At 56.1% G+C, this 12,883-nt stretch carries 9 protein-coding genes and 1 pseudogene; 8 read left to right on the top strand and 2 right to left on the bottom strand.

The genetic code is table 11. The features are described from left to right. Positions 1–295, top strand: a pseudogene (locus tag J6525_RS40465) (IS4 family transposase); the annotation flags it as partial. Further along, on the top strand, positions 292–864 hold the full coding sequence (locus tag J6525_RS40460) for an AAA-type ATPase lid domain-containing protein (protein WP_225648839.1): 573 nt from the start codon (positions 292–294) through the stop codon (positions 862–864). The pseudogene J6525_RS40465 and the gene J6525_RS40460, both read left to right, overlap by 4 nt. 155 nt (positions 865–1,019) lie before the next feature. Here J6525_RS40460 and nodU read toward each other — a convergent pair whose 3' ends face one another. Continuing rightward, positions 1,020–2,729, bottom strand: a complete 1,710-nt coding sequence (gene nodU, locus J6525_RS40455; RefSeq protein WP_225648837.1) for a nodulation protein NodU — start codon at positions 2,727–2,729, stop codon at positions 1,020–1,022. A gap of 1,314 nt (positions 2,730–4,043) precedes the next feature. Between nodU and J6525_RS40450 the strand changes: the two genes are divergently transcribed. The 6 genes from J6525_RS40450 to J6525_RS40425 all read left to right on the top strand — a co-directional run bounded on the left by J6525_RS40450 (position 4,044) and on the right by J6525_RS40425 (position 11,286). Next, positions 4,044–4,421: a nuclear transport factor 2 family protein gene (locus J6525_RS40450; protein ID WP_225648836.1), complete on the top strand. Its 378-nt coding sequence runs from the start codon at positions 4,044–4,046 to the stop codon at positions 4,419–4,421. A 385-nt stretch (positions 4,422–4,806) separates the two neighbouring features. Next, entirely contained in the window at positions 4,807–6,321 is a 1,515-nt protein-coding gene (locus J6525_RS40445; protein WP_225648834.1) for an amidase, read from the top strand. Positions 6,322–6,527: 206 nt separating this feature from the next. Further along, positions 6,528–7,703, top strand: coding sequence for a sugar ABC transporter substrate-binding protein (locus tag J6525_RS40440; protein WP_225648833.1), 1,176 nt, complete (start codon positions 6,528–6,530; stop codon positions 7,701–7,703). A 67-nt stretch (positions 7,704–7,770) separates the two neighbouring features. Beyond that, positions 7,771–8,733 (top strand): ABC transporter permease, encoded by a 963-nt coding sequence (locus tag J6525_RS40435; RefSeq protein WP_225648829.1) that lies wholly within the window; start codon positions 7,771–7,773, stop codon positions 8,731–8,733. Further along, positions 8,730–10,271: a sugar ABC transporter ATP-binding protein gene (locus J6525_RS40430; RefSeq protein WP_225648826.1), complete on the top strand. Its 1,542-nt coding sequence runs from the start codon at positions 8,730–8,732 to the stop codon at positions 10,269–10,271. Before J6525_RS40435 ends, J6525_RS40430 begins: the two co-directional genes overlap by 4 nt. Then, on the top strand, positions 10,252–11,286 hold the full coding sequence (locus tag J6525_RS40425) for an ABC transporter permease (protein WP_225648824.1): 1,035 nt from the start codon (positions 10,252–10,254) through the stop codon (positions 11,284–11,286). The genes J6525_RS40430 and J6525_RS40425 overlap by 20 nt, the downstream gene beginning before the upstream one ends. A 1,010-nt stretch (positions 11,287–12,296) precedes the next feature. Here J6525_RS40425 and J6525_RS40420 read toward each other — a convergent pair. Beyond that, on the bottom strand, positions 12,297–12,869 hold the full coding sequence (locus J6525_RS40420) for a hypothetical protein (protein WP_225648823.1): 573 nt from the start codon (positions 12,867–12,869) through the stop codon (positions 12,297–12,299). Positions 12,870–12,883: the final 14 nt, after the last annotated feature.

The raw sequence follows: 12,883 nt of genomic DNA, 5'->3' as shown, positions 1-12,883 counted from the left end.
TTGGCGCGTCTTCTGGATGACGATGCTCAATCGCTCCTCGCCGAATGCCGTACCGCAAACGGCGCTGACGGATCCCGAAATCAGGCTTCTTGATCATTTGGTGAAAGACAGGGGTGGTGATTGCTCTCGACGAAGCACGCTCTCGCACTATGTCGTCAAGATCGCGCGGCTCGGAGGATATTTAGCCCGAGCCAACGATCCGCCTCCAGGAAATACCGTGATCTGGCGCGGACTATCGCGGCTGACCGACATCGAACTTGGAGCCGCAATCGAGGCAACAATTATGGGTAATTGAAAGAACGGCTTGCCGATTACCTCGAGACTGGTAGTTTCTCGCCCTTGAACGGCGCATCGATTGTGCGCTCCAGTGCTCGAATTATCGCGACTGCGACGGTCGCCCGCGGGGCGGGCCTTCAAACGGTGCTATGTCCCCGGCTGCTCGGGTTGTTTTCAGGGCTAGACATCAAGCTACCTGCCTTGCCAGACCGACTGGAGGACCTCCCTCAGCTGGTTCAGCATTTCACAGTCGAGGCGAAGGGCGATTCGAATGCCCAAACGCTGGCAATCGAAAATTCTGCATTTTTGGCGCTCGCTGGCCATAATTGGCCCGGCAATTTAAGGGAATTGCGTCAGATCGTGAACCAACTCGTGACGCTCCCAGATGCGCATATCAGCGCGGGCGTCCTCAGGCCGCTGTTGAACGCGTCGGCACCAGCTAAGCCGAAAAATGCATTCTCCGAGCGGGAATGGATCATAGAAGGCTTGAAACGAAACAGACTTCATCGCGGAAAAACAGCTAGTTCTCTAGGGCTTTCAAGAAAAACTCTATACAACAAAATCAAAAAGCTGCGGATCTTAGAGTAGCAATCCCAGTGTTCACGTTGCTCAAGCGAGCCGCTCGAAGCGGCCGCATCCAAAAGCGTCAACATTGGTTTGACGATCCGTGCTGGCCACGGCTTACCAGCTCCATTTGCTCAGTGAATTTGGCGTGAAGCGCGCCATCGGTCGCCAATTGCTCGCTACGGAGCTTTCGTCCACAGCATGCCATCGCACCACACGTGTTCCACGCGTCCCCATTCACAGGCCGCTGCGACATGCGGGAAGAACCCACGTCCGTGTTGGTTGGCGCTCGTATTGCAAAGCAGCGGAATGCCCGTGAGCGATTCGTATTCGACGAGAAGCTCGGCAATTTTGTGCTGAGAGGTCCTGCTAATCGTCTGCAATCTCGCAGATCCGTCGAGATGTATAACCGCGGGAATTCTGTCCCGCCACTCTGCCCGCGTCTGGTGATCGAAAAGCATGTAAGGGTCCGGCGTCCCGGGAGCGAAAATCTCCGGCGCACGATCTTCCAGGCATATCGGCGCCACTGGCCGGAAGTGTTCTCGATGTTTGATGTCGTTGAGATAATCCTTCATTCGCGGCGATGTGGCGGCTGCCAGAATACTTCTGCTACCCAATGCCCGAGGTCCAAGTTCGGCGCGGCCGGTAAGAAAAACAACGGGCTTGTTGCTGGCGAGGATAGTTGCGAGTTCATGCATGCCACAGGGCACGGCGTCCCATTCGCGCGGCACATCGCTACCATGCAGTGCCGGACCACTGTAGACCGACCACTCCAGCGGCCCGAATCCTTTGTCCGCCATTGCAGAGCAAGCGGTTCCGATTGCGGAGCCACTGTCGTTTGGAAAGGGGGGCACCCAGACAGCGTCGAACAGGCCTGCCGCACGTAGCGCACTGTTCCACTTGATATTGAGCCCGCAGCCGCCGGCTATGCACAAATTGCGTGTCGCAAAACACGAGTGCCGCTGCAAAGCAATTGCCATTTCGCGCACAAGCAGACGCTCGAGGAAGCAATGAAACGATGCGAGCACATCTTCGGGTGCCTTGGCCTCCAACCGGCGCTCGCTAGCATCGAAGAAACCATGCACAGCCGCAAGCTTAGATTCCATACTCTTGATGTCGGTACGATAAGTGGCAAGCTTCATGTCAGCCGCAAAGCGCTGTTGATAGAGCTCCTGAAAGACCGCGACGATGGCTTCTTCAACAGACCCGAGGGCGATGTAAGCCATCAGCTTGCCTGCAAGACCCAAGTTGAGCTTGCCGGCACCGCCAGGGTCCATCTTGCCGGGGTCGCCTAGGTCCCAGTTGGCGCGGTTCGCCTGCTTATACGGCCCAAAGTGAAGGCCCGCGGCGGCATAGACGTGCCCAATCACTGGGAACAGGCACTCGATGAACCGTGCCCCCTGTCGTCCTACATGATAGAGACGTGGAAAGGTGCCGCCATCCCACAAGAGGCAGAAAGCTCCCTGTCCAGCTTTGGCAAAGGGGCTGGTGCAGTACGCGGCGGCGAGGTGGCTCGTGACGTGCGGATAGCTTCTATAAGGGAAATCCCTGCCGTCGAGCCTGAGGCCAAAACCGTCCTGCGAGGTCAGAAGGCTCTCTGCATGGCGTTCAATATACGATGCCCCTTTGAGAGTAATAGGAGCGCTACCGCTGAGGATCCGGAACTCGGAGGCCACCGTCCCAACCCAGCCGTCGATAACGAACTGATCAACCTCCCGCGGGTCGAGACCGTGTTCCGCCAAAGCCCGCACGATTGCATCGAGATTTTCGATCGTTTGATACCGCGGATTGTTGCTCTGCTTCTCCTGCTCGATACAAAAGATAAGACGGCCGTCCTCGATAAGGGCTATCGCTCCGTCATGCGTCAGCTTGATACCGCAGATGCGCATAATGCCTCCGTGTTTAATGCGGGCAATTCGATTATTCGAAGATCAACTCGGACCGCGAGGGCATGCGGGTAAGCAGTCGCCGCGGATCGAATCATTCACACGCCGCTCACGCTCGATCTCGATCAGCATGTCATCCAGCACGTGACGGTGTCGGTATCGGCGGCGTGCTCCAACAGGAGATCCGATCATTAGATGCCCCGCGTAGCGCGGTGCATGATTTGCGCCAATGCGAAGGAAAGCCGTCGCGGTTTCCGGGCCGAGCCTCGCATTCACGACCGAGCAGTGCATCGGGATCGAGAAAGAAGCTCAATGCTTCAATCCAATCTCGACCGTCGTGAAGGAGGGAGTCTTGCAGAGGAGAGTGCAAGCTGTAGCAGGAGCGCGGCCCACTTCATTCTTCTTGTCAGCTCCAATTTGACTTGCTTCGCCAGGTCGGTTGCGTCTTTGCAACATTGTCTGTTCTCGCATGGCTCGTCACAGGACGTGACGATACTTCTCAATTTCAAAGAGCGTGCCAATCACCAGTGCTGCTTTTCTGCGCCTATTCTCATCGGGCGGGTGTCGCGAACAGAACGGAATGACCTGATCCCGACAGTGCGTTGCAGATGCTCCCTCTCGAATGCTTTCGATGAGGCTTGCGCAACGCCAAAGCCGCTCTCCGGCAGAATGAGATGGCTGCGCGATCTCTCTGCGCCATCTGCATTAGATCATTGCGCCAGCGGTGGAGACGCGCGGACTAGACGTCGGCTGTTTGGCTGCCTCTGCGGCCATCCGCACTTCTTCGACGGGGCGCTGACATTCAGGGCACCAGCTTTTGCGTGGATTGGTTGACAGACGCTGGAGGGCAGGCAATTACCGTAAGAAACCACGGCCGCTCGGGGATGCATTGAGGTGTTGCGGGCAGCGCGGCGCGTAGGTTCAACGGGCGCGAATACCTTGCGATTGGGCCCCGTCGTTGCGCTGACGACCCTGCTTCGACACTCCAGTCGAGTTAGACGAAGTGGGCCTTTCTGCGCCTGGAGCCCACAAAGCGCCCGAGGGATGTAATGCCCTTCGGCATTTCGATAGTTTCGGCCGAGACAATCGCACCCAGAATAAACCAGCTGTTTGGCTGCAGTCGCGTATTCAAGCTGCCGATCCACTGTTGGTGGACAACGTACGCGATACCGTCAGCCTTTACTTACTCCCGCCAAACCGGCTCCTTAGTGAGACTTAGCCGCTTTATCGCAAGCAGCCGGTCTTGCCGATAATAGCGGCGTAGCGGAAGGTGCATTCCCAGCTCCATCAACTTATCAGCCAGACTCGAGATTTGTAGTGAACAACGAAGCCTTGTTGCCGGACATCCGTGAGTTCCTAGGGCTCTGGGAACGAACTTTCAACACGCACGCACCGGATCGTCTGGTTGCGCTATACACAGATGACGCGACGCTTCACGGTACATCGAGCGCTAAGCTCTATATCGGCGCCAAGAAGATAGGCACTTACTTTCACGGCAGCGCTACCGTGAAAATGGACGTATGGCATTCGGTGGTGTTGGCGCACAACGTTTCCTTGGTGGTGGGAAGTTATGTCTTTTCACAGCTGTGGAAAGGTCACCAGGTAACCACGCCGGCTCGATTCACTTTCGTACTACGCCGCCAGGACGGCGAGTGGAAAATCGTTCATCACCACTCATCCGCTACTCCAGACTGAAGGCTGAACCAAGCTAATACGCGCGGATAAGCAAGCTCGTCAGCTCTTCATCCCGTCTATGCGGACCGACAGCGGGCTACTTGCCGCTATGGCTCTTCTTTTTGCTTGGTGCGTGCACGCCGGCAAGGGGGCACTAGCTGCTTCCGCCGAGCGGTCGCCACATGCAATTATTAGTTTTCAGCATGCGGCGTGCGCGAAAAGAAGCGCTGCAGATGGCGTGGTTGCGAAAATATCTGCTCTTGGCGGCCTCTTTCTTGGCGGAATTACCCAAATTTACCCACTGTGAACGATCCACTTCAGGTTCGGCGATCGTGCAGTCGAGTAGCCTTGCCGAATTGAACCCATCGCAGAGTGGGTCTGCCGTCGGAAAGTACAGGAGCGCCCAGTGTCAGTTGTCCCGCCCACACCCGCCCAGTTGCGTGATGTCGCCTCACAATGCGGCCTTTCACTTACCGACCAGGACATCGTCTCCTTCCGCGGCCTGATCAACCAATCCCTCGAAGCTTACAGATACATCGAAGCCGTTCCGGACGAGTTGCCTCCGGTGAAATATGCACGCACCCCGGGCTATCAACCCCAGGCCGAAGAAAATCTGCACAACGCGTGGTACCGCAAGGCGAGGATCGAAGGAGCGCCGAGCGGAAAACTCAAGGGCAAGACCGTCGCTCTAAAAGATAACGTCATGTTGGCCGGGGTCCCAATGATGAACGGTTCGGCGACGCTCGAAGGGTTCGTACCAGATATCGACGCAACCATTGTCACCCGCATGCTTGATGCGGGTGCCGAAATTGCAGGTAAAGTGCATTGCGAATGCTTTTGCACATCCGGTGGTAGCCATACCGGTGCGCTCGGACCGGTGCACAATCCTCATAGAATGGGCTACTCTGCGGGCGGCTCGTCTTCGGGCTCGGCTGTTGTTGTGGCGCTTGGCGAAGTCGATATGGCGATCGGCGGCGACCAGGGCGGCTCGATACGCATGCCGTCCTCGTTTTGCGGTATCTACGGGATGAAGCCTACTTGGGGTCTTGTCCCATATACCGGCATCATGCCTAACGAGTTGACGCTCGACCACACGGGCCCGATGACCGCAACGGTGGCCGACAATGCGTTGCTCTTGGAGGTAATCGCCGGAGACGATGGTTACGATCCGCGCATCAAAGCACCGAAAGTCGAAGAGTACACGAAAGCGCTTGGTCAAAGCGTCAGCGGATTGAAGATCGGCGTTCTGAAGGAGGGCTTCGAACAGCCCGGGGCGGAAGCTGCCGTCAATGGCGCGGTTCGTGAAGCGGCCAAACGGTTCAAGGATCTTGGGGCCTCCGTTGAAACGGTCTCTGTACCGATGCACTTCCAAGGAGCCGCAATCTGGACGCCGATCGGTACCGAGGGCGCCACACAGACCATGATGTTCGGTGACGGCTTTGGTACCAGCCGATCCGACCTCTTTTCACTGTCGCTCATGGACTTCCATCGAGGGTGGCGCCAGAAGGCGAACTCCCTGTCCGAGCAGGCCAAGTTGTTCTTGTTGCTCGGCACCTACGTAAACAACACGTATGGGCCGCGATTCTACGGCAAGGCCGTCAACGTGTCTCGCCGCTTAAGTGCAGCTTACGACAGGGCCCTTAAGGACTACGATCTGCTTCTTCTACCGACGACGCCGATGAAGGCGACGCAACTCCCTCCACATGACGTCAGCCGAGAGGATTATATCACTCGTGCGACCGAGATGTTCACCAACACGGCTCCGTTCAACATCACGCACCATCCGGCTATGTCGCTGCCATGCGGAATCGTGGATGGCCTGCCGGTGGGCCTGATGCTCGTCGGTCGCCACTTCGAGGAAGCAACCATCTATAGGGTGGCGCATGCGTTCGAGCGGATCGGAGACTGGAAGAAGATGTGACTAGAGCATGATGCCCGCAGCAACGGACCACCGCGGCGTCCGCGTTGGGTTATGAAACTCTTCGCAAGCCGGGATGACTGTTCTGACACACAGGCAAACACGTCGTTTGTTCCGAATTATTCCATTGTGAAGACGTGCGCGCCTGCCGACCAACGTGAACGAAAGACAAATCATCTACAACAAACAAGTGCGAGGAGGGTCAATCAATGCGAAGACTGTCGACTTACCTTTTTGCTACCGCCGCATTCCTGGGCATTGCGGGTGGTGCGAGCGCTGAGGATGTCCTGTCTGAAGTTTCCACATTAGAAAACGAATATTTCAACAACTGGTCGCAAGGTGCCGAACAAGCCGCAAAATCCCTAGGTCTAAATTATCGCATCCTTTCGGGCAAAGGCGATGCCGCAAAGCAGATCGAAATCTATGAGGCCCAGTTCGGTGCGGGTGTCAGGATCACGTTCGGCGAAAACCTCGTTGCGGCGAACATAAAGCCCATCGTTGAGATGGCGAAGAAGGTCGGTGCGGTGCATGTTGCTGTTTGGGAGTCGTTGCCCGGCTTCCATCCTTTGGATGCGGGGGCCGACAACTATGCTTTTGCAACCTTCTTCTCGCCGGATGATGTCGAAAATAGCTATAGAATTGCCAAACTGCTTTTTGACAAGATCGGCGGAAAAGGCAACGTCGCGCACATTACCGGTTTTCCCGGGGTAGATGCAGATATTTCCAGAACCGCGGGTTTCGATAAAGCGCTGGCCGAATATCCCAACATCAAGCTCGTCGCGCGCCAACCAGGAAAATGGAATCAGGTTGACTCTCGCAAGGTCATGGAAGACCTCTTGGTGGCTCACTCCAAGATTGATGCTGTCTTCGGGCAAAATGACTCGATTGCACTGGGCGCGATGCAAGCCGTCGAAGATGCTGGTATGCGCATTCCGATCGTCGGCCTCGATGGCAATCGAGAAACCCTCAAGCTAGTGAAGGAAGGCCGCATTCTTGCGACAATGGGCTTTACGCCACAGTGGCAAGCCGGTTTTGCCCTCGTGCGGGCATACGATGTCGCAAAGGGATTTAAGCCCAGCCCGTGTGAACGCATGATGTACACGGGAGCCACGCTGATCACCGCTCAGAATGTGGACAAGTATCAAGCGTTTCTTGCCGGCGAGAAGCTTCCGTTTGATTGGAAGAAAATGTCGCGGGTTCTTCATCCCAGCGACTGGGATGCTCAAAACTATGTGTGGCCGATCGACGTGAAGACGTACTGGGGAGCGCGCACGCCGGCCGGATACAAATTTCCGAAGGCTTATCAAGACGCCGTTGATTCCGGTTGCGTGGATCAGCTCAAGGCCGAGTATGACGGCCACTATAACCAGCGAATTCCCGAGTGATCGCTCCGGATGCCCCTCTCTCTCGAAGAGGGGCATCGCATTTACCTCACGTTGACGGATCGCAAAAATGCTAGAAGCGTCGCTGGTTGGGCGTAGAGATAGCGAGCTATGGCGGCGCGCCATAACAGTCGTCGTCGTTACAATCGCGATTATATCTTTTGGTTTCGCGGCTCCATCGTTCTTCACCGTCGCAAATATCAGGGCAATCGAACTATCGAGTTCCGTCCTCTTGATCGCATCCATCGGGGCGACCTTCGTGATCCTGATGGGCTCTATCGACCTATCGATCGGAGCGGTTGCCAGCTTTTGCGGCATGCTGGTCGCTCGGCTCGCACCAGACCTGGGTTTATGGTCGGTTCCCATCGCGTGTTTGGTCGGCTTGGTGTTTGGCGCGATCAATGGGCTGGTTTACGTCTATCTCAGAATTCCCTCGATTCTGGTGACGCTTGGAACAGCAACAACGATTTCAGGAGCGGTGCTTTTCATCTCAGATGGCCGGTCCTTATCGGTATCGCACGCGGCCGTAATCGATATGGCCCAGGGCGCACTGGCCAATCTGGTCCCCAATGCGGTACTGGTTTCGGCGGTGATCTACGGTGTTGCCATTCTCGTAGTTGATCGCACGCGTTTCGGACGGATGACGCTCGCAATCGGAAGCGACGAGCAGGTAGCCGCGCTCATCGGAGTTAAGGTCAATACGATCAAAATCCAGGCGTTTGCATTGTCCGGCCTTCTTGCAGGAGTTGCCGGTGTCTTGCTGGCCGCTCGTCTGGGGTCCGCAACAGTCACAATGGGCAGTTATATGACTCTCGACACGATCACCGCAGTGGTCGTTGGCGGAACAGCGATAACGGGCGGGTTTGGCAACGTGCGCCTGACGATAATCGGGGTTCTTTTCATAACGATCCTTTCAGACGGCATGAACATTCTTGCCGTGCCTCCCTATCTACAAACAATCATTCAAGGGACCGTCATTCTGTTCGCTGTTCTCCTGAACACCAATCGTGCGAGCGCGGAGGATGTGAAATGAGCGGCGTGCCGACGCCCATCTACACGATGCGCAACGGGTCGAAGCGCTTCAATGGCATTTGCGTCGTTGAAGGGATCGATCTCGATGTGTTTTCGAACGAAATAGTTGGAATTGCCGGTGAAAACGGAGCGGGCAAATCAACGACCCTCAAAATGATTGCCGGCATCCATACACCGAACGCGGGAAGTATGAGACGTTTCGGCAAGAGCTTCAAGCCGACAAGCTATACTGAGGCCGTCGAGGCCGGTATTTCGATGGTCTTTCAGGAGCAGGCCCTTATTCCAAGCCTGGCTGTCTACGAGAATATATTTCTCTCTTTAGAAGCCAACTTTGTCAATCGGATAGGGATCGTCGACAGACGAGTGATGATCGCCGTAAGCGAAAGACATCTCAAAGACCTCGGTCTTGACTACATCGATCCGCGCCGTCGCACAGGCGACTACGCGTTTCACGATCGGCAGATGATCGAGATTGCCAAGGCGTTCGTTTTGGCCGAACATTTCCATATTGATCATCCAATCATCCTACTCGACGAACCGACAGCGGCAATCGGCGAGCGACAGATCAAAATTCTCTTTGAGTCGATTCGACGGTACCGTCGTCGCGCTTCATTTGTACTTATTACTCACCGTCTCGCGGAATACGTAGAGCTTTGCGACCGCATCTACGTGTTCAAGGACGGGCGGAACGTTGGCGAGTTCGCAGGAGAACAGATCTCCGAACAAAGCCTTCATCGAGCAATGGTGGGCCGAACGCGAGACGACGAATACTTCATGGAGAAGCGCCAGCTGAAACTCGAGGGGGCACCCATCGCGGTCTCAGTCAAAGGTCTAAGCGGCCACAACGTCCAGAATGTCAGCTTTGAGGTTCGCAAAGGTGAGATCCTTGGAATTGGTGGCCTTGTCGGATGCGGCAAGGAGGCTGTAGCCAAAGCCGTCGTCGGATTTGAACCCTTTCCCCCAAACGGCACCATCGAGGTGGGCGGCGAAGCGTTGCCGCTTCGCGGACGTGGAAAAGCGGCGATGGCGCGCGGCATGGGTTTTGTCCCCAAAGAACGCAAGACCGAAGGCATCGTGCCTTACATGTCGGTTCAAGCAAATATGTCTTTGGCCTCGCTTCCGCTCGTCTCACGCCTATCTGGTTTCATTTCTCGCTCCCGAGAACGGCTTCTCGCTGAAAAGTACATCAATCGCTTGCGCGTTAGATGCAAAGGGCCGGCACAGCTTTGCCAGTTCCTTTCCGGGGGGAATCAGCAGAAGGTGGTGATAGCTAAATGGCTGGCTCGAAAGGTTCAGGTGCTGGTCCTCGACAATCCCACGCGCGGCGTCGATGTCGGCGCTAAACAAGAGATCTACGGCGTCCTGAGGGACTTGGCTCAGGAGGGTGTAGCTATTCTTCTCGTCACAGACGATTTGCCTGAGCTTATTGGAATGTCAAACCGCATCCTCGTGATGCGAGAGGGAGAAGTTCAGTTCTTGTGCAATGCGCCTGCCGATAACAAGCCAACGGAGCAGGAACTTGTCCAACACATGGTATGAGCCGCAGACGACTGGATCGAGATCGAGATCAGGTGTAGAAGCAAAGGTGCAGATTGCCCAGTTTTACAACCGTCACCGTCCCATCATAAATGCGGTAGGGCCATTGTTGCTGCTGATGGCGATGGTCGCGGTGTTCGCTTTGATCAATCCGCGCTTTCTGAGTTGGATAAATCTTTTCAATCTCATGCGGCAATCCTCGATCCTGCTGATCGTCTCGACGGGCATCACATTTGTAATTCTCATGGGAGCGCTCGACCTTTCGGTTGGAGCCATCGTGACGCTTGTGGCAATTTCGTCTGCGGTTCTGATCCGTGACTTTAATATAGGTGCAGCTGGAATAGCCGTCGCTGCCGCATGCATTGGAGCTCTGTGCGGCCTCGTCAATGCTGCGCTCGTCCTTCGACTACGGCTGCCCTCTTTCGTTGCCACACTAGGCACGATGACGGTTCTTGGCGGCGTGTCCACGTGGATCAGCGGTGGTGGCAATGTGTTCTTTCAAAGCCCCAACCTGACGTGGATTGCTTCCGGTTCTATGATCGGCCGTATTCCGAATTCTGGAGTTTTAGCACTTCTCATTTTTGTGGTCGCGTCCGTTGTCGGTTCGAGAAGCCACTTCGGAAGAGCCCTTTTTGCGATCGGCGGTGGTGGCCTAACTGCTCGACTTTCGGGGATCGACGTCCTTCGCACCAAAGCCGTCGCTTTTGTTGTCTGCGGAACGCTTTGCGGAGTTGCGGGTCTGCTCCTTGTTGCGCGGACATCAACGGGAACGTCGCGCATGGGAGACGATCTGCTCCTCCAGGCGATCGCCGCGGTCGTGATGGGCGGTACTGCGCTATCTGGAGGCTCGGGGGGAGTGCATCGAACGCTGACCGGTGTTCTGGTGATCGCCGTCCTGCAAAATGGCCTCAATATCGCAGGCGTGCATACATACCTGCAAATCATGGTGACGGGGCTCATCGTAGTTCTATCCGTTACAATAACTCTCGATCGATCCAGGCTAGCCTCCATTAAGTAGCGGCGCGTTGTAGTCGCGATACGGACCGGCAATTGCCTCCGTCTGGCTCGCGCCATCGAAACGGACATTATGCCGAAAAAAGGATCGGCGGCCGGATCACTCGAGCGCTTGACGGAATGGTGCGGTCGGTCGACATCGGCAGTCAGGCTGCTGATGCCGTTAGAAGCAAATGGCGACGCGAGAGCTCCGTTTCTGGATGTATCAGTCGATATGCCAATCCAACTTGTTACTGGCCCGTCATCAGAAAAGTCCGGTCGGTGAGAGGCAGCCCGCGTACACGTGCACTGCCGCGAGGCGGGTCCGGGCCTGGCTTCGGAAGCGAGCTATGCGGTTGCGCAAAGTGATGACGAGTGTCGGTCGGTCTGACAGCCGCGCGCGCCGATAGTGCCGGCGAGTATCTGTTAAGTGAACCGTGCCCGCGACATTCCGCAAACATCGGGTTTCTAGAGCCGTAGGTAGGTAACTGTCGCGTCAGACTTGGAAGACTGTTGCGCCTGATGCGGTCGGTTTACCCAATGCTACCCAGATGCTGAACTCGTACGCCGTGACCAATCCATCATCTGAATAATTGCGACCGGCGGCCGGAATTCCGTTCTGATCTCTTGGGTCCGCTGGCAGACCGGCTCGTCTGCTTTCTCCCGAGACTTGAGCCGCTGCCGGAGAAAGCCCGGCAGCGGTTTTTTTTAACCTTCATCATTGCAGTCGACAGAGTGAGCTGATTGCAGCCAGGCAGATCGACGGGACAGCGTAACGATGGTCGTGCCTGAAACACCTGGCCGTTGCGCAATCGCATTTCAACGAAAAGAAGTGACGGCTGCGAACGAGATCATTTGGACAGGGCGGCACCGGAAACGATGTGACAAATGCGCCAGCGTCGAGAATGGTTTATCAAGGTCAGACGAACCAGGCTTTTTCACGAAAAGGCGGCCAGTGTTGTGGTGGGTTGTTCAAGAAAAACCTCTCATCAGGAAGCTGCGGATCTTGGAGAGCAGTCCCGCTCGTCACTTTGCTCAAGTTGGCCGTGTCGAAGCCGTGCCATCCAAGAGCGCGAACATTGGCAGTGACGATCCATGTTGGCCAAGGCCTACCAGCTCCATCTGCCCGCTCATCGTCCGGGTAAGAGCCTCCGCTGGTAGATGGATGAGTCCGTCCAGATGGGAGCCAAGTCGCGTCTCCGCCGCGGTAATTTCGGAATCGCTCGCGATCGCAAACAACGCCTTGAAACCAAGGCTTGTGAACCATTCCATCCGCCGAAGTTCGAGCTCCTGTCCGGCATCAATAGGTACGCCCGCCGCCGACCGCTCGATCATGGATGCCGGCGGAAAATTTGCGACGCCGGTGATGCCGGCATCCTTCAACGATTCGGCAATATCCTCCCAGCACGCGAAGGGATCGATCATCAGGATCGCCGCATAGACATGAGGAGCGGACGTTGCCTTTTCGAGGGTACGCAAGTCTCGCATAAGACAGTCGTTCCAGTCGAGGATTGGCAGGGTCGCCATGACCAGCAGGGAGCCTTCCGGAAGGCTGCGCAAAGAGGGCGCGTAGACTTGCAATTGTGCGCCTTTAGCTATGTCCGACATGCGGGTGGCAAGTT

This window comes from Bradyrhizobium australafricanum (genome assembly GCF_020329495.1).
In the GTDB taxonomy this organism is placed as follows: Bacteria; Pseudomonadota; Alphaproteobacteria; order Rhizobiales; family Xanthobacteraceae; genus Bradyrhizobium; species Bradyrhizobium australafricanum.
The sequence above is the reverse complement of the archived record's forward strand: the minus strand, read 5'-3'. Positions and strand labels throughout refer to the sequence as shown.